The organism is Halostagnicola alkaliphila, from assembly GCF_055379965.1.
In genome coordinates this window covers 1-23,861 of the sequence record NZ_AP043825.1, presented here as the reverse complement: position 1 = coordinate 23,861, position 23,861 = coordinate 1, and the positions used below count along the sequence as shown (strand labels likewise).

The 23,861-nt window shown below is 55.5% G+C and carries 14 protein-coding genes and 2 pseudogenes; 10 read left to right on the top strand and 6 right to left on the bottom strand.

Annotated features, from left to right (window positions below; genetic code table 11):
• Positions 1-101: 101 nt before the first annotated feature.
• Together ACZ5C7_RS02335 and ACZ5C7_RS02330 are read left to right on the top strand one after the other, a co-directional pair.
• A complete protein-coding gene (locus ACZ5C7_RS02335; protein WP_464375013.1) occupies positions 102-2,735 on the top strand; it encodes an AAA family ATPase in 2,634 nt (877 codons plus the stop codon).
• Between the two features lie 240 nt (positions 2,736-2,975).
• Positions 2,976-4,136, top strand: a complete 1,161-nt coding sequence (locus tag ACZ5C7_RS02330; RefSeq protein WP_464375012.1) for a hypothetical protein — start codon at positions 2,976-2,978, stop codon at positions 4,134-4,136.
• Between the two features lie 24 nt (positions 4,137-4,160).
• Here ACZ5C7_RS02330 and ACZ5C7_RS02325 read toward each other — a convergent pair whose 3' ends face one another.
• A complete protein-coding gene (locus ACZ5C7_RS02325) occupies positions 4,161-4,898 on the bottom strand; it encodes a hypothetical protein (protein WP_464375011.1) in 738 nt (245 codons plus the stop codon).
• Between the two features lie 813 nt (positions 4,899-5,711).
• On the bottom strand, positions 5,712-7,382 hold the full coding sequence (locus tag ACZ5C7_RS02320) for a DUF4143 domain-containing protein (RefSeq protein WP_464375010.1): 1,671 nt from the start codon (positions 7,380-7,382) through the stop codon (positions 5,712-5,714).
• 253 nt (positions 7,383-7,635) lie between these two features.
• Between ACZ5C7_RS02320 and ACZ5C7_RS02315 the strand changes: the two genes are divergently transcribed.
• The 7 genes from ACZ5C7_RS02315 to ACZ5C7_RS02285 all read left to right on the top strand — a co-directional run bounded on the left by ACZ5C7_RS02315 (position 7,636) and on the right by ACZ5C7_RS02285 (position 20,815).
• Positions 7,636-10,305 (top strand): Piwi domain-containing protein, encoded by a 2,670-nt coding sequence (locus tag ACZ5C7_RS02315; protein WP_464375009.1) that lies wholly within the window; start codon positions 7,636-7,638, stop codon positions 10,303-10,305.
• Between the two features lie 62 nt (positions 10,306-10,367).
• Positions 10,368-12,488, top strand: a complete 2,121-nt coding sequence (locus ACZ5C7_RS02310; RefSeq protein WP_464375008.1) for a phospholipase D family protein — start codon at positions 10,368-10,370, stop codon at positions 12,486-12,488.
• Between the two features lie 5 nt (positions 12,489-12,493).
• Complete coding sequence (locus ACZ5C7_RS02305; protein WP_464375007.1) at positions 12,494-14,551, top strand: PD-(D/E)XK nuclease family protein; 2,058 nt, start codon at positions 12,494-12,496, stop codon at positions 14,549-14,551.
• Positions 14,548-15,450, top strand: a complete 903-nt coding sequence (locus ACZ5C7_RS02300; RefSeq protein ID WP_464375006.1) for a RecB family exonuclease — start codon at positions 14,548-14,550, stop codon at positions 15,448-15,450. The genes ACZ5C7_RS02305 and ACZ5C7_RS02300 overlap by 4 nt, the downstream gene beginning before the upstream one ends.
• Positions 15,447-18,902: an ATP-dependent helicase gene (locus ACZ5C7_RS02295; RefSeq protein ID WP_464375005.1), complete on the top strand. Its 3,456-nt coding sequence runs from the start codon at positions 15,447-15,449 to the stop codon at positions 18,900-18,902. Before ACZ5C7_RS02300 ends, ACZ5C7_RS02295 begins: the two co-directional genes overlap by 4 nt.
• Before the next feature lie 1,256 nt (positions 18,903-20,158).
• A complete protein-coding gene (locus ACZ5C7_RS02290) occupies positions 20,159-20,389 on the top strand; it encodes a hypothetical protein (RefSeq protein ID WP_464375004.1) in 231 nt (76 codons plus the stop codon).
• A gap of 9 nt (positions 20,390-20,398) precedes the next feature.
• Entirely contained in the window at positions 20,399-20,815 is a 417-nt protein-coding gene (locus ACZ5C7_RS02285) for a PIN domain-containing protein (protein ID WP_464375003.1), read from the top strand.
• On the opposite strand, the pseudogene ACZ5C7_RS02280 reads toward ACZ5C7_RS02285, so the two are convergent.
• Positions 20,793-21,578 (bottom strand): annotated as a pseudogene (locus ACZ5C7_RS02280) (PLP-dependent transferase). The gene ACZ5C7_RS02285 and the pseudogene ACZ5C7_RS02280 sit on opposite strands and share 23 nt — an antisense overlap.
• A gap of 93 nt (positions 21,579-21,671) precedes the next feature.
• On the opposite strand from ACZ5C7_RS02280, the gene ACZ5C7_RS02275 reads away from it, so the two are divergent.
• Positions 21,672-22,085 carry a PadR family transcriptional regulator gene (locus ACZ5C7_RS02275; RefSeq protein ID WP_464375002.1) on the top strand — a complete coding sequence of 138 codons (414 nt, stop codon included), beginning with the start codon at positions 21,672-21,674 and terminating at the stop codon, positions 22,083-22,085.
• A 102-nt stretch (positions 22,086-22,187) separates the two neighbouring features.
• Here ACZ5C7_RS02275 and ACZ5C7_RS02270 read toward each other — a convergent pair.
• From ACZ5C7_RS02270 to ACZ5C7_RS02260, 3 genes and pseudogenes are all read right to left on the bottom strand, one after another.
• Positions 22,188-22,346 (bottom strand): annotated as a pseudogene (locus tag ACZ5C7_RS02270) (transcriptional regulator TrmB); the annotation flags it as partial.
• Between the two features lie 503 nt (positions 22,347-22,849).
• Positions 22,850-23,359 carry a PIN domain-containing protein gene (locus ACZ5C7_RS02265; protein ID WP_464375001.1) on the bottom strand — a complete coding sequence of 170 codons (510 nt, stop codon included), beginning with the start codon at positions 23,357-23,359 and terminating at the stop codon, positions 22,850-22,852.
• Positions 23,360-23,650, bottom strand: a complete 291-nt coding sequence (locus tag ACZ5C7_RS02260) for a UPF0175 family protein (RefSeq protein ID WP_464375000.1) — start codon at positions 23,648-23,650, stop codon at positions 23,360-23,362.
• Positions 23,651-23,861: the final 211 nt, after the last annotated feature.

Sequence of the window (23,861 nt, the reverse complement as noted above, 5' to 3'; positions counted from 1 at the left end):
AACGACCTCGCCAAAGGTGAACGAACCAAGTCCGCTGCCAATGTTCTACACACATATTCGTTGGGGCACGTTTAAGCGAGTAGATGAGACAGTGTTGATGAATGAGCGAATCGGCATTTGAGATTGAGTTTGACGGAATTGATGATGTTGTTGATCGATTTGTTGAGGTGTGGGATGCTGGCGGGTATGAGGAAGATGCGGCGTCGCCCGTTGGGTGGGAGACGTGGAAATGGGATTATCAGCGGCATTTGGAAGAAGAATTCTTAGCGGACACCGTGGTGACGGAGTTATCGCCAAGTGATGTTCCGGTGCTGCTTGAAGTGCTTGATGAGCAGGTGAGTATCGGGACGAAAATTCCGACGTACATGTTAGGCGGCGGGCAAAATGGCGGTGTAGCGTGGCATGAGTTCAAAGAGGTTTCTGAAGCGAACATTGAAACAACCGCGGAGACGCTTTCGTTTTTCTTTGATCCGACTGAAGATGTCGTAGAGCGATTAAACCGTTTTCGGGAGTTCTACGCGGATGTCGAAGCTGGTAGTGCACCTGGATCGCTGCTCGGGCTCGGTGCATGTCTTCTGATGTTTGTCCATCCGGACCAGTATGTTCACTACAAGTGGACGCAGATGCGGGATTTCTTCCGTGAGTTCGCGGATTACAAGGTGAATCAGGGGTTCGATGCACGCCAGTATCTGGAATTAAACAAGGCGTGTACGCAACTGTTAACGCGGCTTGAAGGACGTGTCGAGGATCCATCGATGCTGCACGTCCAAACGATGATTTGGAGTTGGGACGATCTTCTCGCTCCTGACGCGGTCGAAACCGATACATTACCTGACGTCGCGGACGGTGTCGGGCTTTTCTGGGTGAATCAAACGCACGATGAAGAATTAGAAGGCGAGTATCTTCGTTCAACAGATACGAAGTGGCAACGTGATCTCACAGTTTTGGATCCGGGGGATGTCGTTTTCCACTACGCGAATCAGGAGATCCGTGCGTGTTCAGTCGTTGAGTCGGAAGCGTATCAGGATGAATTCGATGGGGAACAGCACTTCTTTGTTGACCTTTCCACAGAGCGGTTCAGTGACCCGATTCTGCTAGACGAGGTTCGGGATGGCCTGCTTGATCCGGAGGTCCGACAAGAAAAAACCAGATATCCGTTGAATGATGCCGGAAACGTGCTGCAGGCCTATCTCTGCCACCTCACGCCTGAAGCTGGCGCGTACCTTCTGGACGTTGCGGAAATAGAGCTACCAGGACCCGAAGGGGAAACGCAGTACTTCTGGGTGAATGCCGAGGCAACTGACTGGCATCACGAGGGCGGTGAGTCGTTTTATCAGGTGACAAGTCCAGCCGGTGAGGCCAGACGGAACCCGGAGGCGTATCGGGAGGCGACATCAGGTGATGAGATCCTGGTGTACCAGATTTCGCCAGTGAAAGAGGTTGTCGGGCGAGCACACGTTACGCGTGGGTTACACGAAGAGGCTTCGAAATCTGGTGACTCCGATCCCGTTGAAGGCATTACGCTCGAGTGGGATGAGTCATTAGATGGAGCGAGTTGGCGTGAGGTGAAATCGGACGGGGAATTGGATGGAAGCCGGCTTGTAGAATCTGATAACAGCTTCGTCATCACGGAGCTCACCGAGGTTGAGTACGACCGGATTCTGGAGTTATGCGAGATGACGCGGTTTGATGACTTCGCTACGGAGCTTGCGGTCCCAGACTCGAAGATTACGGTTGAGCAGGAGCACTTGCATTTTCCGGACGATGAATGGGATCGGATTCAATCACGGGTGGAGCAAGCGTTGGCAAACGGGAATCACGTTTTGTTGTTCGGCCCACCGGGAACGGGGAAGACAAAGCTGGCACGGCAAGTTTGTGAAGCAACGATTGGAGAAGGGAAATACGAACTCGTGACAGCGTCGGCTGATTGGTCGACGTTCGATACGGTCGGTGGATATCAAACGACCACGCAGAACACGCTGGAATTCGAGCCGGGAGTTGTGTTGGACCGGTTCCAAGCGGATGGGGATGGGACACCAGCGAATGAGTGGCTGATCATTGACGAGCTCAACCGGGCAGATATCGATAAGGCGTTCGGGTCGTTATTCTCGGCATTGACGGGAGAGAGTGTCACGTTACCGTTCGATGACGCCAACGGGGACCCAATTGAGATTCTCGACGCGTCTCGCAGGCACGAGGAGACCGGACAGAATCGGTTTTTCATCCCGGAGGACTGGCGGATGCTGGCAACGATGAATACGCTCGACAAGACGTCGCTGTACGAGATGAGTTACGCGTTCATGCGTCGCTGGGCGTTCGTCCCGGTCGGGATCCCGGAGCTTCCTGACCGTAAGGATGGCGATGATTCTGAACTCGAATCACTCGTCGCGGACTATGTCGCAGTCTGGGCGGCAAACGGTGGAGTGCCGGAAGCAGCCCATCACTACGAGACAGTCGGGCGTATCTGGCGAGCGGTTAACGAACAGCGAGCTATCGGGCCGGCCATCGTTGAGGACATTTATGAACACGTTGCAGCTGCTCCCCCAATGGAGACGGCGGATTACGTTTCGCCGATTATTATGTACGTGTTCCCGCAGTTGGAAGGGCTGCGACGAAACGAGTTAGAGCAGTTGATCGGGACGCTTGAAGCGATTGTTGACGATGAGACTGGTGAGTTGTGGACGGTTGCACGTGATTTCTTCCAGGTTGACCTGCAGTCGGGCGGGGGAGAGTGACTGAAGATGGCGAAGACGAGTGAAGAGGCGTTATTGGGAGAGATTGCCGACGATTTCCAGACGTATCTCCGGAAAGGAGTTCGGTTCGATCGAGTCATCGGGTCAGCGTACGCAGATCTAGATATCGATAACATCGAAACGCTGCTTCGAATTCACTTCGTCCTGACCGATGCTGAAGACGATAGCTCGGAGGTCGGTGTCCTAGATTTTATGCGGCAATTAGAAGACCGGATTCGGAAGATGAAGACTACAACCGCTCCTGAGTCGTTCCAGTACCGCGGTGAGATCCGCGGACAGATTGACTGGCAGGGAACGGTGAAGACACGGGCGCGCGCTGGACGGCTGGATGAACCGATGTTTGTGTGTACGCAGCCTGAAGAGCACTACAACATCGACGAGAACCTCGTGCTGAAACAGTTACTGACGATTATTCACGAGATTGTTACAGACGACCTTGCGTACGCGGTGGACAACCCGGAGGGGTATGACTGGCTGAACGAATGGGTGACGCCATCCACAGGCGAAAGCGGTCGAGGCGTGGAATCAGCAGCAGAGATGCTTGACCGGATTTATGAGCAGAACATCTACCTGCAGCGGATTAACGTCGCTGAGGTAGATATCACAGACAGAACCATCGAGTCAGTCAAGCGCTCGCGCTCGCAGTTCTATCAGGATGCAGCAATCCTTCTCGATCGGTTCCGTCAATTGATGAACCATGAGTTGGACAGTACTGAAGCGCGTGATATATTGAATCACACACTCATCGCGCCGGCGAACACAGACACACTGTTCGAACTGTACTGGGTGTTCCGCGTCCTTGATGCGTACGAGGGCGTGGAGTATCGGGTGTTAACTGACAGTCGGGATAGTCCCTCGACGATCGCTACGTGGGAGCAGGACGGGTCACGGTTCGTCCTGTCCCATGATGCGACCGGTGAAGGTCTGTCATTCAGCGAGTCAATCGGTTCTGAGGATATCGAGCCTGACGGGTACTTGTACCGAATGAACGAAGTGCTCTCCCGATGGCAAACGATCTCTGAGGATCTGCTTGGCCGTGGTGGCAGTGATTCACTGTGGGGTGGTCGTCCTGATATTGTCCTGGAGCGATATCGGGAGACAGAGGCTGGTGGGGAGGAACTTGAACAACTGTTCCTTGGGGAAGTGAAGTACACGCAGAATACCGACTACGTCGCAACCGGGCTCCGAGAACTATTGGAGTACATGGCGTTTGTCAAACGGTCAGCGACTGACGAGTACGTTGAATCTGCAGACAACCTCCTGGAGTCAGTCGATGTCAAGGGGCTGCTGTTCGTTGACGAGTTATCCCGCGAAACACCCGCTAACCGCGACGAAGACGTGGAAATCATTCAGTACCCGGAATCACCAGGATCTGTATTGTAAGCCGAATCGACGCGGGCTTCGAACTCAATTTTGTTGGGGCCTCATTGTGATTTGGGTGCCGTAGATGTCTGCGACGGTGTCAGTGTAGATATCGTCGAGGATGGTAATCAATTCTGGATTCTCGACGACTAGGTCAGAGAACCCTCGCTCGAGTGCAGTGACATAGGCCGCGAAGAAGTCCTCGTGTTCGTCGGGGACGATGTCGTACTCTGCCGATATCATATTCCGTTTATTCCCGGTGAGACTGGCAGTCTCCGGCAGCGCTGCTTCGATAGCATCGGCTCGCGCATCGAAGTGCTCAGACACAGCATCGATGAACGATTGATCGTTGGCCCCCATGTTTCGGAAATAGAGCGTAAGCGTGTTGTCTCGGAGTGCCTGCTCACGATCGTTTTCGAGACGATGGTGGAACCCGATTCGGGCATCGTTTCGATCATCCGGCCGGCCGTGGAGAATGTCTGTGAGGTCATCGGTGTGTCGCCACCAGCCGTGTTTGAAGATCATCCCCCAATCAGAGCTCGTTGAGCGGAACCACCAGTCCCCGACAGCGTCGTTCGCACATTCGAACAGTACGTGGTAGTCGCTCTCTGACCGGATCGATCCTTGATTGGCGGTTACGAGACGATCAGAAAGATGAGAGGGCCAGTTGTGAGAGAACGTCTCCCACTGGTTCTCGAACGTAGCCGTCACGTCAGCGATGGCCTCGTAGTGGTCGAGATACAGTTCAATCTTCTCGTCAACGTTGTCGGTGGGGCCTGACATACCTGTGATTGATCGAATATCGTCAGCGAATTCGTGGAGCTGTACGACTGTTCGTTGTGGGTATCGTGGTGCGTTATCGACGATAAAATCGGTCAGGACGGTCTCGACGAAGGCTGTCCACGTCCAGTTACTGAATTTTGGGTCGTTCGCGTCGGGACGGTCGTCTTGGTGCAGATAGAGATAGTATGCACCAGACTCGTAGTCGTCCTTCGGAACACCGTCGATGTGCGTAACATCCTGTCGATAACTCCGTCTGAGTGTCTTCAGCAGAGAATTTGAGTTCGACCAGAAGGAACCATTCGTTGGGGACTTGAACTGTCAGGTCGACGAATCCTGACGACACTGTTTCTCCGTCGACTTGCTCAGTGAGCCGTACTTGATCGTCGACGACGACATCCGAGAGATCGTGGATATCCTCCTCGAATCCACACGTGTCGGGTAGGCTATTGAGAAATGCGCGGAGAAATTCCGAGTTCATCCGGTGGGGCTGCTCCGGGTCGAGGAAGTATGCGAAGAGACGGTTGATGTACACCTCGGCCTTCCGTTGCGTTCCTAACGAGTATTCGATCACGTCCATCAGTGATCGAGGTGTCTCGGGAACCGCGGTGAGTTGCTCCCATCGGCGTGTGAACGTCTTCAACTCCCGCCGCAAGTTGTCAGTCTCAGTCATACCATCATCTCCGGACAACTCAACGCGGAGGTATAGACGCTTTGGAGACAAACTTCGAGGCTGGTACGAATACACCTTCCAAGAGGGCGGGGGCACGACTCGCAATACGGAACAAGCCGCCGACATAGACGGCAGGGGCTTTCTCAGCAGATCAGTAAGAACAACCAGAACGGGAGATAGCAGATACTGGTCTCGCCTTTCTCGATGACCAGGGATTCGTCTTCTCTGGCTTCCTTTGGCAAGCTGTCGGTAATGATGAACCGGTACGGTGCCTGGTAGTCGAACTCCTGTAGCTCTTCACTGTCGGATTCGGTGTGCTGGCCGGATTCGGGGGTGAATTCTTCGGCGATTGTTTCGGCGTTGCCAGTGTGTGGGTGGTAGGAGAGGATGAAGGGGAGAACGTGTCCGTCGCGGTGGAGGATGTAGTCGACGAGGCCGGATTCGGTTTCGGTGTATTCGACGTCGTATGCATTGACTTGATACGCTAATCGTTTGGCGTGGTCGAAGGCGACGGTGCGGGCGAGTTTGTATTCGAATTCGTGGTTAAGGGTGTCTTGTCGTTCGTACGCCTCGAAGCCGTGGTGTTCCTGGCGTTGGGAGAGGAGGACGAGGTGGCGTGGGTTGCGGAGGTACAAACGGGTGCGGCGGTAGCGTCGCAGGGAGTAGTCGTGGGATTCGGTGACTGCGATGCCTTCATCGAGGACCTCGAGGTAGTTGTCGACGGTCCGCCTGTCGACGCCAATCTGATCGCTGAGATCAGTGTACTGGAGTTCTTCACCGGCGCTGGTGGCGGCGATGGAACTGAGTCGGTGGAGGTTTTCAGGTTGTTGGATGGATCGGTACTTGGCGAGTTCTTTGTAGAGGAAGAGGAGGAAGTGAGATTTTGAGAGGTCGTTCCTGATCGAAGCGTCGTCTGTCTGGTGGAGGGTGCCGCCTGTTCGGAGGTATGCGCGCGCGGCGTCGTGAAGGTTATTTCGGTCGTTCTCGTCAAAAATATCGAAGCAGAGTTCCGAGAGTGTTTCAACAGCTGTTTCGAGACTGGTCTCCGAATTCGTTCCGGAAAGCCCGGTTCGAATTGTTTTGATCGGTGATGGGCCGTCTAAATCGGGTGATTGGAATTGTTCGAGTCGGGTTCGGAATTCCTCATTGAATTCAACACCTAGGCCTTCGCCAGTTTGGACGGTGTCGATGAATTTCATCGGGAGGATGGGCCATGGGCCTTCGAATTCATCAACGGTTTCGACGGTGGAGAGGTTGACCTGTGCGCCGACGTTGCCGGTTAGGAATACGTACGTATTTTCGTCGATGAGATTGAGTAACTCTGCTTTGCGGTTCTCATCGAAGTCAAGTGCTTGAATGTCGTCGAGGAGGATGAACTTCTGCCCTTGACGGGGTGCGACATGCGTCTGAAAGTAGTCGATGACCTGGTTGAGGCGTTTGATGTCGTTGCCTGAGCGTTCCAGTTGATACAGAGAATCTTCTAAGGGGATGTAGAGGATTTGTCTGGGGGAGAGTGCGGAGGTGAGTTCGAAGTCTTGGTTTTGGTGTGGAAATTCAGTTGTGTCGAGGAGGGCTGCGATGAGTTGGTGTATAAGTGTGGTTTTCCCGATGCCCGTTTGTCCGTGAATTGCGTAGACGAGACTCTCGACATCGTCAGTGTAGTAGGTGTTTGTTTCCTTGAGAATGCGGTGAAAATCAGATCGAGGAGTGAGATTTGTGGCGTGTGATAGTTCTGGAGAAGTGCCGTCACTCCACCACTGGTTGTGGTGTTCGATGTCGTCGATGAACTCTTCTGTGCTCCCTGTCCCGATCATAGGGGAGATTATTCTGGGCTAGTACAAATATTCGTGCATCCTGATGTCCCTATCTCGACTCTATTAGAAGACACAGTTCGCAGTGGTTTGTGCGGAAGGTCCACGACCTCGTCGTTGTCTGGGGCTATCTCCGCAGCGCCCCCAAACCGTCTGTAGAAGGTTATTATGTTGAGATGGCTCTAAAATTCAGTTTGCGTGTTTTAGATGAGCCTAGTAGAAATATATTTATTATGGGAGTTCGTTGGTCGGTGTAATGGTAGTGAAGACCGACATCGAGAATGGGGAACAGATCGATATCTCACTGCGCGTTACAGGGACTGACGAGTGGGATCACGACGCCATCGCTCGGAAAGTCCAATTGGAGGACGTCGAAGGGACGCCAGTGGAGCTGACCGTATTCCACAATAACGAGATCGCGGATTTCGAATGGGATCTCGGGCGCTGGTACGTACTGGAGAACGTGGTAGGGAACGAGTATCGCGATGAGATGCAACTCAACCCGGGATATGACCTGATCGTCACGCCGCTCGACGAGCCACCTGCTGCAGCCGAGAACGGCGGAGCGGAGAACACATCGGCTACGCAGTCCTCCGAGAGTGATGATAGTGAATCTTCAACGGAGGCAGATCAAAGCGCTGAGTCGGAGTCCGCTCGAGAGAGTGAGATGACGAGCGAACCACGGCCGACGGCAGATGGTGGCGGTGAACTGTTACACCAACAGTCGTTGTCAGAAGGAAACTACCTGCTGCAGTTCGAACTCGGGAACCTACCGGAACTCACCGTCCACGAATATGAACTCCGTGCAACCGGGAGCAGCGGGATCGACCCGGATGACTTTACAAACGGGATTGAGGGGTTCACGGCGAAAGCAGCGAACTACTATCAGTCACGGATCAACAGCCCAGTCACAACAGCTGATGCGTCCCGACGGCGTATCTACGCGACCGAAAAGCTCCATAGCACGATTTCGTTCCACGGGTACACGGTCAAGCCAGTACATCAGGGCAAGACGACCCTGGAGGCGCGCTCGTACACGGACGACGGGCCGCTTCAAGAGTTCGTCAAGCAGGACGTGAAGCAAGCTGTTGATGGCCGCTTCGAGGTATCAGGTATTGATTCGATCATCGAGCCTACCCCGCAACGAACCGCGAACAGCGGATGGTTCGAAGCTTACCGGAAGTACAAGTGCCGGATTCGCGTCGATGCTGACGGGACCGTGATTTGCGGTGTGAACGTCGCGTATCACTTGGAATCAACATTCTCCGCCGCTGAGTGGGTTCAGCGCGGCCATGACATTTCCGAGGTGAGCGTTGAGCACGATACTGACCTGTACGACAGTCCTCGCACGGCAACGGTCAAGGAGGTCATCGATATGGACTACGACGATGTGCTGGACGGGCCGGGCGTCCCGATGTCGGAGTACCACGAGAAGCACGTCGAGCAGGACGTCATTAACTCGATGCGGGCTGGTGACCCAATCATCGCCGATCTTCAGTACGGGAACGACGAGGACTCGATCTTCCCGCAGCTCTTGGAGTACTGTAAGGTCATCCCGACGTTCGACCAGTTGGGCAGTGTCGATGACACGTTCCTGGATGTCATCCATAACGAGAGTCGGATGGTACCTGAGGAACGATTCAGTGTCGTCACATCGTTCGTAGACCTACTCGGTCCGACACCGTACTTTAGCTTCGACCCCGCCCCGCAGCCCACGAACGTAGGATACCGGGAGCACAAGACACCGAACACCCCGAACCTTCGGTTCGGCGATGGGAAGACAGGTTTCTATGGAGCCGGAGGTCTGGAACGGAACGGATACGGGATCTACAAAGCACCCGAATCATTCGACATCATCGCGCTGTATCCGGACAGCGAGCAAGCCGCAGCACGACCGTACGTCCTTTCAGTACTCGGCAAGCTCGCGGACTACGACGGAAAGCCGACGAAGTTCGAGCAAGAGATCTACGAGCTGGGCTCGGAGTTCCACTACTCCCAGCATGCACAGAAGGCGAGTGACTACGACGCGGCGCTAATCGTCGTACCTGATAAGGACGAAGCTGCAGCAGCGGACTACGACGATCCGTATCCCGAGTTTAAGCGCCGACTTGGACAACTCGGGGTACCGAGTCAGATGATCACCATCGACAATCTCGGCAACGACAGCTATCTCGGGAACATCAGCTCGTCTCTAATCGGGAAAGCGGGCGGCGTGCCGTGGCGTATCGACGATGTCCCAGGGGACGTTGACGCGTTCGTCGGGCTCGACGTGACGTACGACCACGCGACCAAGCAACACCTTGGTGCGGCCGCGAACGTCATCATGGCCGACGGAACGATCCTCGCGTCGGAGGCCGTCACGAAGCAGGCTGGCGAGACGTTCGGCGAGGACGACGTAGCGAACGTCATCAAGCACGTTCTGGAAATCTTCGCCGAAGAGGAAGGCCGGCCACCGCGGCACGTAGTCATCCACCGTGACGGAAAGTTCTACCTCGACGTCGAGAACCTCATCAAACGTCTCGACAAAGCCCGCGATCTCATCCAACGGTTCGACCTCGTCGAAATCCGGAAATCCGGGAACCCCCGCATCGCCGCGTACGACGAATCGAAATCACGATTCGATATCGCAGACAAAGGCATCGCCTTCCACGTCCACAACGGCGACCACTCGTACCTGACCACGACCGGCGGAAAGGAGGGCAGCCCTGGCACACCGCGGCCGTTGCAGATTGTGAAACGCCATGGGTCGACAGACCTCGACACGCTCGTGGAGCAAACCTATTGGCTGTCAGAAGCACACGTGGGTTCGCTGAGCCGGTCCACCCGACTCCCCATTACCACGTACTACGCCGACAAGTGCGCCGACTTCGCCATGAAGGGCTACCTCACCAAAGGCAGCGTCATCCGCGGCGTCCCGTACATCTGACCGTCACCAGCACAGGCCCACGCAACCACCCACGCACCCGTCAACACATAAGTGACCCTCGCATGACCAAAACAGAATTCAAAGCAACAGTCGAGTTCGACGACGGCAGCACTGCCGAACTAGAAATGGCTGCCGACAAATCATGGGACAGCTTCCTGAACTACTTCGGTGACGCCCAGCACGTCTACTGCGTCACATACAGTCAGTCCCCCGCGTTCATCTACAAGATGTTTCAGAACCAGAACCTCGCAGTGGACTCGCTAGAGGTTATCGTCGGGGACAACCAACATGATGACTACCGCCGCTCGCTGAAAAACACGAGCAACGCAAAGAAAATCGCCGCGCAACTGGAATCGCTGCGTCAAGACGGTAATCTCCTCATCCATACCGTCGATTCCGCACGCGTCCTACTTCACACGAAACTCTACATCGTCGAAAATCAGGACGGGTCTCGTACACTCATTTGTGGGTCGGCGAACCTCTCCAAGCAGGCCTGGCAGGGGAGCAAGCAAACCAACGTCAACATCGCCTGGCGTACCGATGGGGACACGCCCGTCGACGAATGGTTTGAACGGCTCTACGCGTTCCACAAGGATTACGCGACGCCGTTCATGGAGGACCTCACTGAGGAGATTGAGGATGCCGAAACGGCAGAAGAGGAGGCGAAGATTTACGATATCTGGCTGGGTGGCGACGAGTTCAGTGACGACCCGGTCGCCGAGCTGAACGCACGGCTCGACGAAGCAGTTGACGACAACCAAGTCAATACATACAACGTCGTTACTGACGCCAAGGAGGCAGATAAAGCGGTCTTCGCCGCTGAAGATGTGGACACGGATCCGACCGAAATCAGCCCGGACAAGCGCGTTCGCCTCTCCCCACAGGGACTCGAAGACGCTATTTCGAATCTGGACGATACGCTGTCTGCCAATAACATCCGGATCAATGACGGCGAAATCGTAGCGACACCCGCCGGTATCGCACGGTACAAAGAGACCTTCACTGGGTATCCTGATCTTAACGTCGATAGAGACGAGAAAAATGTCGGATTGCGGATTGACGACTCCTTCCTTGAATTAACGGCATCATTGCCGGACAATCCGCAGGAAGTCGCCAATGCACTCGACCTGATCGAACAGTACATCGAAACCGTTGGCGAGTTCGGTGAAACGCGAACGCCAAAGGAAACGCGGGCACATTTCTACGAGGGAATTATCTACTTCTGCTGGGCTCCGTTCGCTAACTATTGTGCCCATCATTATGCCGAATACGAGTCCGCAGAACTGGACAAGGATCTACCGTTCCTGTTCCTCCATGGTAACAACGACAGCGGAAAAGGCATGTTCCTGCGATTCGGAGCGCGGCTCATTTCGAACGGGTACGTACAGGAGGTCACAACCGGGGACGACTTCGTCAAAAACAACATCGAGCGCGCTCGTGCGTCGGACACCGTTTTCCCGTACATCGTCGACGACGTGGCGAAGTCGAAAATCGACCGGGACATCATCAAGTCGTACTGGGAGGGGAAGTGGGACGGCTCCATCCAGATGCCGACGTTCATTTTCTCTTCGAACGACTCCACGAAGCCGAAATCCGAACTCCGCACTCGGATGAAAACGCTGGATTTCAACGTCAACTTCTCCGAACTGAAGAAGGACGAGCGCGAAGCAGCCGCGCAGATCGCCAGTCAGGCGGATGGTTGTAATCTGTTCCCGTGGTTCGCCCACTTGTTCCTGCAGCGAGATATCTCGCTGCCAGACCAGTCGGACCGGCTCGCAGATGCTCGGGACGTGTTCGCGGAGCTCTACGCGTATGCCGAGAAGGAACCGCCGGAGTACGTGCCGCTAGAGAAACCCGCTGAGCAGGAGCATGATCCGGGGCGTCGGAAGTGGATCAGTGCGCTGTCTGACAGGCTGTGTGAAATCGATTTCAAAGACGACGGACGTGTGATCGCAGATTTCTCGGCGAATTTGGATAAGCAGCAATGTTGGGAGTTCCAGAAAGCTACGCCAGCGCACATTCGGGCGGGTATTTACGGCCCTGCGGTTCAGTTTGAAAGCGCAAACAGGTTCCAGAATTGGATTGATGAGCCTGGTATCATCGAAGATGCACGACGCGGCACCGAGACAGCCGCTAACGACACCGGTGTTCTGTCTCGGGTCACGCGGCTCGTCCGAGGATAATAGACATGTCAGACCACTCACCTCACCGGCGGTTCGATGGAACGTTAGTCACGGTACCCTTCGGGGGCGAAAACGTCGAACGGACAGCGCGAGACGAATACCGAATGCTTCTCGACGAGCACGATTCTGAGGATGTACTCGTCATCACAGGTGCGCCGACGAGTACGGATACGTTCCGTGAGGCGTTAGGTGAGGAACTACCGGGCGCGGCGACGCCGTACGTGACGTCGCTCGTCGTGCACGCAACCGATGCCCTCAACCAGACCGATGACCGCGTCATTCTCTCCGACGCGTTGCGACGGGAACTCCTGTACCGGTTCCTCGCAGACTACGAGTGGGAAACCGAGTACCTCCAACGGGCGTCTGCACAGCCGTCGTTCATCGAGGACGTGGATGCCGTGAAGGGCACGATCTCCTGGCAGACGGTCACGCCTGACGATACTCCGGAACTCCGTGACATCACGGCTGCGCTCGACGCGTTCCACGAGTGGCTCGCCGAGCACGGGCACATGGAACGCGGCCAACTCATCTCAGAAGCACTCGATGTCCTCACCGGGGATGCCCGCGACGATGTCGTTGATTTCGACGCGGTGCTCGCAGTCGAGTTTGAGGAGTTCATGCCGCTCGACCGCGCGTATCTCGACGCGCTCGCGGGAGACTGCGACCTCGTCTGTGTCGCCGAAGAGAACGCGAGCGTGCGCCGTACGTGGGTCGAGACAGGGCCAGTCACGGACTACGTCTCGTTCAGCGAGTCCCGACGTGGGGCATCGGGGACGCCGTCGACGCGACCAGCTGCGACGGCAGCCTATTTCGCCGAAGAAACGGTCCCGGAAGATCCGGAAGCCGGGTCGGTGTCCGTCCTCGCTACAGACACCAGTGACGAACAACTCGCTGAGATTGCGAACGAGATTGAAGAGCTCGTCGCGCAGCCGGACTGGGGGTACGACGACATCGCTGTCGCCACGAAGCAAAGCGGTAGTGCTGTTACGGACATTATCGAAGCGTTCGAAGGCACCGGGATTCCAACGGAATCGACAACCGTCACGGGGTTCGGTGACGATCCTGCAATTCGGGAACTCCTCGCGGCCGTTCGGTATCTCGCCGACGATGAAGATGGTGTACCCGACCACGGTCCGGAACTCGATACGGACCGCTTAGACCGTGTCAGCGAGACGGACAGCTTCGAAGACGCGATTCGTTGGTGGGCAACGGACTCCGAGTTAAAAGAGCGGATCGCGGAGCGGGCGGCTCCGTTGGATGCACGGGCGCAGTTCGGGAACGTTCGACGGGCGTTCCGCATGGCCGAGTTCCTCGAAGAGACCGAGTTCGTGGATGAGACGTGGGAGTCCTTCAAGCAGATGCTCGAACGCGCCCACGAATACGCACCGCAGCAGAATCAGACGAGCGCGACGGATCTCAACGGTGGCGTCCGCGTCGATCACTTGCAAGCGATTAAGAACGAGTCTTTTCGCGCTGTGTTCCTCGTGAATCTCGTCGACAGTGAATACCCAGGTGACCCGTTCCTGACACGGTTGTTTCCGACCGAGCGAGTCGCGTCAATGCCGGACTATCCGGGTGTCACGGAACTCGATAAAGCGGATGTAGATGCGACGTTCCCAACGACATCGACAGCGTCAGGACGATCGTTCACGCAGTACCACACGGAGCACGCGCGGCGACGGTTGGCTGTCGGTGCGGGTGCGGCAGCAGAGCGGCTATACTGCTGTCTCTACGAGTACGAAGACACGGCGCTCGAGGAGCGTGCACAGGCGTCGCGGTTCCTCACAGCGGCGTATGAGGATCTTCCGTGGGTGACCGAGGCCGATGAGCCACACATTACGAGTGAGCAAGCGGCGGAGAAGTACCTGCTGTCGCGGGTTGACGACGCGCTCGCGGAGGTACGCCGCGCGAACAGCCAGGACGTGACGGTGTCGCTTGACGAGGTCGAAGCGGAACTCGGTGAGATTCAGGACCTACTCGAACAAAGCGGCTCCCGAGGAGACGAGCTCCGAGAAGCGTTGCGTGCACGTGTCGAATTCGCTAACGGGGAGGTGCGGCGATGAGTTCGTCGCTCTCCCCGTCACGGTTAGCGAACTACGCGACGTGTCCGCGCCTGTACGACTACCGCTACGCGCAAGACGTGAACGCGCCGGACCGTACGGAACTGTATCTCAACCAAGGAACGATCTACCACGAGACTATCGAGGAAGTGTGTGATGCGACTGACCGCGATGACGATCCGGAGACGATACACAACTGGGCGATGCAGGTCTTCGATGCGAAGTGGGACGAACACATTACTCCGGATGACTACGAATCTGCTGCGCATCAGGAGTACCAGCGAGCTGAGAACCGCGCTGCCATCGCGTCGTTCTTCGATCCGGACGGCAGTGACGGGATTAAGCACGCTCGCTATTCGGTCGCTACGGAATGTTGGGTGGAGTGCGAAGTGGATGGTCGAGAACTCCACGGGAAAGCTGATAACGTCGTCCGGACTGACGACGGACTCCACATTTTCGACTACAAGCGGAACACGGACGGGGTTCTTTCGTCAGGGACGGCCGAGTACCTTAGCGACCATCTCGACGGGGAGGATCACGAACCAAAGCGGGTCCGGAACGCGTTCCAGACGGCGACATACGTCGAAGGCGTGAAGAACGAACCGTTCTACGAGGATGGGATGGAGGTTCGGTTCAGTTTCTACGGGATCCTCAACAGCTCGTCGTTCGAGAGCACTCCGAGCGGATACGACGTGTCCGCGCGTGGCTGGCCTCGTGAAACCACGGAGATCTACGAGGACTACTACGACACGATCTGGACGCTCATCCGGGACGCCCACGATGGCATCACGGGTGAGACGTACGAGCCGGATCTGCTCGAGCTTATCACTGAGGAGGCGTGCCCGGACTGCGACTATCGAGAAATGTGTGCTGACCGACTGTCAACGGAGGTGCAACGATGAGCGACGAGGCCGAGTACCCCTCCTGGTTTCCGGTGCCGGAAGTAGATGTCTCACCAGAGCCCCACCAGGAGTCGATTATCGACTCGGACGCGTACCCGATGCGTGTCCTCGCAGGCGCAGGAACGGGTAAGACGTTCACGATGGTGCGGAAGATCGAGCATCTCATCGACGAAGAAGACATCTCGCCGGACCGGATTCTCGCGTTGACGTTCACAAACAACGCGGCGGACTCGATGCGGGAGAAGCTTAACGCGAAACTCGGGACAGCGGGGTACGACATCGACGCGTACACGTACCACTCGATCTGTAACGAGATCCTCACCGACTACGCCTACGAAGCAGGGATCGACCCGGACTTCGAGGTTGCCACGGACGCCGAGAAGTACGCTATTGTGCTGGATGTTCTCGACGATATCGAGTACCGATCGGTCAAACCCAACGTGTACGGCAGCGACGGATATGCGTCCGGAGCCGCGTCGAAGCTGCTCAACTTCATCGGTTCGATGAAGCGCAGCGGCATCTCCCCAGACGACATCGACGCGTTCCTCGGGCCCGCCGACCGCGTCTACGATCTCGCCGACCTTCCGGAGCGCATCGAAACGATTGCCAGCGACCATCTCGGCGGCCGTTCCGTGTCAAGCGTACTTGAATCACTTTCCGATGTGCGCAATGAACTCACCGGGGAACGCGACGCATTGGGAACGGACGGGATCGAAGCCAGCGCCCGGGACTTCCTCGACAGGCTCGTCGACCTGTGTGATGCGCTTGAAACCGCGTTCGAGGCCCACGAAGATGGCGAGCGTGACCTGCCAGACAACGCGTACAAACTCCCGAAGTACCTGTTCGGAGGGTACGCAAGCGGTGCCCCGAAAGGAATCCCGGACGATCTGGACCTTGAACTCACGGACCATCTCGACTCGTTTGTTTCCGACTGTCTTACTGCCCGAGATCTCACCGCAGGGTACGCTGCATACGAGCGAGAACTGGACGAGCGCAACCTCATCGACTTCGACGGTCTGGTAGTCGAGACAGCTGCGCTGATGAGCTCTCCGGTTGGCAAGGAAATCGCCGAGCGGTGGGACTACGTCTTCTGCGACGAGTTCCAAGATACGGATCGCCTCCAGTTCGACCTCGTCACGTCACTCGTCACCGACGATAATCTGTTCGTCGTCGGGGACGATGATCAGGCGATCTACGAATGGCGCGGCGCGAACGTCGCCAACATCACCGACGAACTCGACCGAGCGTTCACGGCGCTCATGGACGAACCACTGGAGGAGAACTTCCGCTCCCGACAGCCGATTCTCAACCTGGCGAACGAGGCGATTCAGAAACTCGATCACCGTGAACGGCACAAAACACTCACTCGTGTCGACGAACCCGCGTATGACGGTGACACCGTCGCTACCGTCGAACTACCGGACGAAGACGACGACTCGGACGGTGCGACCCAACCTCGTACCGTCGTACAGAATTTACTGAGCGGTGCAGCAGAAAATGTCGATGAGACGTACGACCCAGGCGACATCGCGTTACTCGTCCGGAAGAACAACCACGCGACACCTGTCATCGAAGAATTCGAAGACGCTGGCATCCCGTACCAGGTAGCTGGGGATTTGGCTATGGAATCAGTCGGCGTCGGAACCGTCACTGCCTATCTGAAGGCGCTTGCACGGCCGGAAGACGAGGTGAGCTGGAATCGCGTCCTCCTGATGCGGTACCGGCTGTGTGACGCAGACCTCCGCACACTCAATACAGGCGACGACCCGCTCGTGGATGCGCTCCGAGAGACACCACTCGACGAGTTCGAGGAGTCCGAGCGCGTCGCAGAAGCCCGCGAGCACGCCACGGAACTACTCAAACTCCGCGAATCAGCGTCACTCAGTCACCTGTTCCGCAAACTCACGGACCTCACGAACATTGAGTGGTATCTCAGCGAGCAGGAGCGCCGTGATCTCGCCCAGCTTGAAGACGTCATCGAACAGTACGGGAATAGTGCCGTCCAACCACCGCTCACCCCGGAGTTCATCGACTCGCTCGAACACTACGATTCCCTATTCGATGAGAGTGGCATCACACCCACGAGTCAGCCGGACGTCGCCGACGACGCGGTCAACGTGATGACCATCCACAAAAGTAAGGGCCTGGACTTCCCGGTCGTCCTTATCCCACAAGTCACGGCTGATGAATGGGCCCCGAGTTCACGTACCTACGACGCGCTCGAAACCAGCCTCTCGGATGGCGCGGAAGCAGCGTTTGCCGAGGATTTCATCGAGCGCGATGCCCGTGAGACCCGTCGTCTGTTCCACGTCGGGATCACGCGTGCCGAGGACATCCTCGTCATGCAGGGCGGTAACGAGGAAGGTGACGATGTTGCGGATGAGGATTCGGTTTCAGAGATGGTTGACGAAATTCTCCCATCTCGAATCCCATGGCAGCCAGAGCGAGGACATCTCCCGCTCTGGACCGACATCCAAGAGTGTCTCCCGGACGACGCAGTAGACTGGACGAACACGCTGGCCAGCGAGACTGTCGGAGACGTTGGTGGTTCCGTCAATCATGACGGAGAAGAACTCGCAGTTGAGGCTGCGCGTAACCACGTGATAGACCTCGCAACAGCCACACTTGACGGGAATCTCTCACCAAGAGCCAAGCGGGAGACACTTCAGGTTGCGTCGCTGACCGGCCCGTCGACACCGTCGCCATCGCTCTCTCACAGCTACACGTCGCTAGCGGCCTACGAAGAATGCCCGCGGAGCCACTACCTGGACTACGTGGTCAACGCCTTCCCCGATTACCAAGAGACCACAAGCGACGCCGGGAATGGCGTGTCGCAACGCGAAATCGGGTTGTTGTTCCACGACACCGCAGAACAAGCTGCGAATAAAGACATAGAACGCCGTGAGGAGTGGTACGAAATCTGCGAGCGACTTGCCGTTCAGCGTCGTGCTGAGCACGCTCTCCCAGCGGCAAAACAGTGTATCGACCGGTACTTCGAGTTAGATCTCCCCAGTTACGAGATCATCGACGCGGAGAGGGAGTTCGAACTTGATATCGATGGTCACGAACTCGTCGGCTATATCGACGCTGTCTACCGCACGCCTGACGACGAACTGATCGTCGTCGACTATAAGGCGACCGAACGTCACCGCGACCTACAAGATGACAAGCAACTCCCAATCTACCTGTTAGCGTGTCGTGACCTCTACGAGGAGCCTGTGGTTCGCGCGGGATATGCCTACGTTGGTGACATAGGACCAAAGGTCGAATTTAAAACGTTCAGCGATGAGGATCTGGACATAGTCAGGGACGATGTGACGGAGTCTATGCACCGTATTGCTGAGTTCTCATTCAGTCGATACACTGCTAATGATCACTGTCAATGGTGCCAGCACAACCAACTTCCCTGTGCATCGGACTCATTTACCGTTGGTCCTGGGTTGGAGAGGTAGTTCAGACTACCTTTTGATTGACTCTGCAGAGTCAAATAACGTATCTACTCCCGAGAAACTGTCCCCAGCGCTTGTCGACATGTATATTGACTATCTCCGGAAAGAACACAATTCGGATGCTACCATATTTACATATGCGAAAAACGTTCGATCGTGGCTCCAATGGCTCAGTAAACGGGCTCTGTGTGATAATTCCGCATATCGAGTTTTAAATCAGGAAGAGCTCGGATTAGATCCCAAAGCTCGCGACGAGGCTATTTCACAGCCTGAAGCCACAGGTCTCCTTCACCGACTTCGGCAACGTCGACGAAGTTCAGGTATGCATGGCCTCATGGAACTTTTCTGGAATGGTGGACCACGTATTGGTGGCGTATATTCACTTGACCGGCGAGATTTTGATCCCGAAAATAAAGCGCTTCGCTTCCGTCACAGACCGGAAACAGGAACGAGGCTAAAAAATGGAAGCGAAAACTCGAACACAGCTGGTGAGGGTGAGCGAAACATCGTGATAAAAAACGAAGTCATAAGCGCAATTCAATTGTATATCGAGACAGAACGACCAGACGTTACTGACGAATACGGCCGAGAGCCGCCATTTACGACAGAATACGGACGAGCTTCTCGATCGACACTTCGTCGATGGGTGTACGAAGCTACGAGCTGCCGCTGGAATCCAAAAGATGCGGATGAGTGCTCGTGTGATGGTAGCTGTAATCCTGATTCGAACGTATGCCCGGAGTCATATTACCCACATGCGATCCGTCGAGGATCGATTGTCAGCCATCTCAGCGGTGGCCTCCGGAGAGAACGAGCAAGCGAGCCATTTGATGTCTCTGTGAAAGTGATCAAGAAGCACTACGATCCTCGCACAGAACAAGATCGTCTCAACGATCGGCGCGAAGCAGTCAAGCAGTCATGGAATTAAGTTCGGAGATGTTGTCGAAACAGATGGTATCAGTCTTGTCGAATATATAAATAAAGGACGAAATTGTAATTAACTATTTAAAACATGAGTCATCTCATGGCATATGAGCCATCAGACGGAAAAGCTCACGGTCATTGTCTATACTGGTGAATTATTATCACTCTCCCAGAGACTTGGCGATATTCAGAAGACCTTGATTTCGGTGTCGAGCCAGTGGAGTTTGGAACCCTCTCAACTCGAACTCTCCCGTCCATCTAGTGCGGTGAACTCGAAGCATCCAACATTGGATACACCGAAAGACACAGTATTCTGTGTGCCCATAGGTTTCTGTATGCCCAGTATCACGGTCAACGTGGACAACGACCTCAAAGCGCGAATGGAAAAGCACCCGGAGATCAACTGGAGTGAGGTCACGCGGCAGGCCATTCAGGAGAAGATCGAGGCGCTCGAGATGATGGACGACCTCACCAGCGAGAGCGACCTCACTGAGCGCGACGTTCAGGAAATCGCCGATAAAATCAACGAACGTGGACGCAAGCGCGTCGAAGAAGAATCGGAGTAGACTCGACGAATGAAGCTGGTCATCGACGCCAACGTCGTTATCTCTGCACTCATCGCTGATTCGAAGACGCGGGAGCTCATCGTTACACTCGAACCAGATCTTTTGACGCCCGCGTTTGTCCACGACGAAGTTGAGAACTACGAAGACCTGATTGTGGAGAAGTCCGGAATGGAGCCGGACCGAGTGGCACAGTTCATCGACCTCCTGTTTCAGTACATTGAGATCGTTCCTGCCGACGACTTCTATCCGGCTATCGAGAGGGCAGACGAAGCAATCGGAGACACCGACCCCGACGACGTGCTGTATCTCGCGTGTGCGATTGCCAGCGACGCTGCCATTTGGAGCGACGATTCTGATTTCGACGAACAGAATCTTGTCGAAACATACTCGACGGGTGACGTAATCAACTCGTTTGACACGCTATAATTGGCAGATCTGTCTCTCGGTTCGATGAGCGTGCCATCAAACTCGAAGGACAGCATTCCGCTGTACCCGACATCTGCTCATTCGCAAGATCGTGTTGCGGGTGGCTCTCAAGACTCGGATAGTGGACACGAGCGACTCGATTGTGGCTTTCGAGGAACCAGGCAACTGCCATCGCGTTCTTCTCGTGATATTCCATCCGCGCGGGCAGTGTCTTGATGCCTCGCGCAACGAGGTAGCAGTCGAACGGCGAAAGCATATTCCCAAGCCCAACCCGCTGCGCGAACGCTAATTGCTCGAAAATCCGACCGTCGTCGGTGATAATGGCACCGCCGATAGAGTCGGAGTGCCCGTTAAGATACCTGGTGGTGCTGTGAACGACAATGTCAGCACCCAGTTCGAGTGGGGCTTGGTAGTACGGACTCGCAAAGGTACTGTCCACGCCAAACAGAGCATCACGCCCATCGGCGATTAGGCAGAACTTCTGAATGCTGTTATCCCACTCCCCACGGATGTCGACCATCCGGAACGCGTATGCATCGGTACGACGATTGAGACGGTCAACCACCAAGTTCAGCCGTCGGATTGGCTCACGGTCGTAGTTCCCGAGCACAAAGAACGACCTGTCGTTTTCGTAGACGGGGTTCAACTCGCTCAGGGCATGGAGGATCTCCTCGTTGTCGGCCAGTGTTATCTCCTCCTCGTCAAGTTAGTATTTGGTACTTTTGAGAACGTCATCAGGAACAGGCGACTCCTCGTCAGACATACTGTAAGCCTCTCGTGACGGGGAGATATGGTTTATCGTAGAGTGAATTACTCGAGAGTAAACCACTCATCTCCACGCCATGTACCGTATGGTATGAGCACCGGACTCGGGAGTAGTGGGGAGATAGAACCCAGCGAACTCGTCCTCTTCGTCACCCAGCAGACGCGATTCGCCCTCATCAACAACATCCTCCAGCATCCCGACCAGCTCCCGTCGATGTACGAACTCGAGGAACTCAACCGTAGCGTGAGCGATGCCACCGTCTACAAACACATTCAGAAGCTGATCGACGCTGGCATCGTCAAAGAGGTCGCTCTCGATGATGACGAACGCCGCCAGGGGTACCCGTGGAAGTTCTATGGCCTCACCGAGGAGGGTCGGGAGTTCCTCGACGATCACAACCTTCTCGCGGCCAAGGAGACACTGCAACAGATCTACGAGACCATCTCCGACAAGCCCGAAAAGATGGTCAAGTACGAGAATGCACCACGCCCTGCCGAGTCGTAGCTGTTCGGGCTATGAGATTAAACGGGAGCTTTTCTCATCCAAATGGTCAGCACCCGGAGTCGTCAGGGTAGCGTTCCAGATGGAGTAACGGTGAAGCTGGTCTCATTGGGGTAGTTGCACCTCGTAGTTAGCTGCTAGCTCCTGAAACTCGTCCCATTCGGGGAGGCGATCATCGACGTCGACGTGACTGAGCAGCAGGAGACGATACGACCGGTGACGAGTACCGTCGTCGATCAGCAACGTGTGACAGCAGGGTTCAGAATTTGGGGAAAAGTTGCATAGAAAACGTGGTCCTATACTGTTTCTGCCGGCCGCAATCCCAATATTATAAGTGACTACCCGACAACAATCAAGATGGAAACCGCACTCCAACCAGCCGCAGGGGGCATGCGCTGAAATGTCCCGGGTGCGATGACACCCGAGACGCGGTTTCTAACCCGGTACGGGTTGAAACCATGTTTGCGTTCATTCTACCGAGATATAAACGTCTCGCACGACCGGCGTATCGCACTCAACTAGCTCTCGCACTCGGAAAGCACTGCTCGAGTGGTTTATGAGCGAGCACTCATCCGAAGCAGATGACTGTGAAGAATCGTCACTCCCAGTTTGTCCACGGTGTGGCTCACCCGTCACCATGGTCTCGAGTCGGGGTCCAACTGAGCACATCTGCTCCCCGTGTGGGTGTCAGGTCGGCTCACCTGACCTCTGAATAAGCCGCTCGAAAACTTCGAACGAACCCTCCGTTTTGGTTGGCGACGTCGTCATCATTCGAACGACTCGAGCTTCCGGACGAGCTTTGTGTACAAATCTGGTGCGCAGTACCAGCCTTCTTCAATCATCGAGTCGATTGTCTCACGCGCTTCAGAGACAGTAATATGACCCTGATTAGCGCACAACAGAACAAGGTAGGCCGTCCCCCGTGTTTCGATCTCTTCAACTTCTGCAGCTGTTCTTCCATAGGATTCGTCCATTACGGCGATTGCATCACGTGATGCAGCACAGCTGAGTACTGCCACGTCGGCGTCGCTCAAGTTTGGATTTTGGTGCAATCGGGCGGCAACTGGGGAGTCCTCGACTGTGATAACCGTAAAGATGTCTGCATCGGCACACTTCTCAATACGGCGAGTATCGGTATAGCCCCCTTCGAGACCAGTCGTCACGACTTCTGCATGGATTGGTTTCGGGATATAGCAACTCTCCTCGAGGGTGGAAACGATGCGAAGTTGATCTACCTTTGCGAGGTAAATTAGTGGCGTTGCATCGAAAACCCACATTCACAACTCCTCGATGTCGGCTTCGAGGTGGTCACCTGATATCCATGTGATGTCGTGCGCTTTCGCAAGCTGTGCAAACTCCCAAACAGACATTCTTGCAAGCTCGGCCCCCTTTGAGAAGGTGATCTCTCCCGACGCAAGTCGCTCGAGTGCTTGCTTACGACGCCATTCGTCGAGACCCTCCGAGAGGAGTTTTCGAACTGCCGTACTTCGATCAAGGCGTTCTTCTTCGAGATAGGCTTCAAGTTCCCCCTCGAGATCGTCCGGAACGCGCGTTGATATTGTTCCCATGATGTATACTATGTTTGCATTGTTTACAAGCGTTTCGCTCAACCCCATGCACGCCCTCATTCGAGTGGGACTATGTCGACCGAGACCGATCGATTGAAACGCGACCTTAGGCGGAGGCCGTCGCCTGCATCGTCGGACGGTACTGTAGGCTTGATATGAAAAGGCAACAGTACAATAGGGACCTATTAAAACAAGGTGATGAAGGTAACTA

What these genes read in the sequence shown, in the direction of transcription:
- ACZ5C7_RS02300 (WP_464375006.1), top strand. Translation starts at nt 14,548, where the DNA reads ATGAGTTCGTCGCTCTCCCCGTCACGGTTAGCGAACTACGCGACGTGT.
- ACZ5C7_RS02295 (WP_464375005.1), top strand. Translation starts at nt 15,447, where the DNA reads ATGAGCGACGAGGCCGAGTACCCCTCCTGGTTTCCGGTGCCGGAAGTA.
- ACZ5C7_RS02330 (WP_464375012.1), top strand. Translation starts at nt 2,976, where the DNA reads ATGAAGACTACAACCGCTCCTGAGTCGTTCCAGTACCGCGGTGAGATC.
- ACZ5C7_RS02305 (WP_464375007.1), top strand. Translation starts at nt 12,494, where the DNA reads ATGTCAGACCACTCACCTCACCGGCGGTTCGATGGAACGTTAGTCACG.
- ACZ5C7_RS02315 (WP_464375009.1), top strand. Translation starts at nt 7,636, where the DNA reads ATGGTAGTGAAGACCGACATCGAGAATGGGGAACAGATCGATATCTCA.
- ACZ5C7_RS02325 (WP_464375011.1), bottom strand. Translation starts at nt 4,898, where the DNA reads ATGTCAGGCCCCACCGACAACGTTGACGAGAAGATTGAACTGTATCTC.
- ACZ5C7_RS02275 (WP_464375002.1), top strand. Translation starts at nt 21,672, where the DNA reads ATGAGCACCGGACTCGGGAGTAGTGGGGAGATAGAACCCAGCGAACTC.
- ACZ5C7_RS02265 (WP_464375001.1), bottom strand. Translation starts at nt 23,359, where the DNA reads ATGTGGGTTTTCGATGCAACGCCACTAATTTACCTCGCAAAGGTAGAT.
- ACZ5C7_RS02310 (WP_464375008.1), top strand. Translation starts at nt 10,368, where the DNA reads ATGACCAAAACAGAATTCAAAGCAACAGTCGAGTTCGACGACGGCAGC.
- ACZ5C7_RS02260 (WP_464375000.1), bottom strand. Translation starts at nt 23,650, where the DNA reads ATGGGAACAATATCAACGCGCGTTCCGGACGATCTCGAGGGGGAACTT.
- ACZ5C7_RS02290 (WP_464375004.1), top strand. Translation starts at nt 20,159, where the DNA reads ATGCCCAGTATCACGGTCAACGTGGACAACGACCTCAAAGCGCGAATG.
- ACZ5C7_RS02335 (WP_464375013.1), top strand. Translation starts at nt 102, where the DNA reads ATGAGCGAATCGGCATTTGAGATTGAGTTTGACGGAATTGATGATGTT.
- ACZ5C7_RS02320 (WP_464375010.1), bottom strand. Translation starts at nt 7,382, where the DNA reads ATGATCGGGACAGGGAGCACAGAAGAGTTCATCGACGACATCGAACAC.
- ACZ5C7_RS02285 (WP_464375003.1), top strand. Translation starts at nt 20,399, where the DNA reads ATGAAGCTGGTCATCGACGCCAACGTCGTTATCTCTGCACTCATCGCT.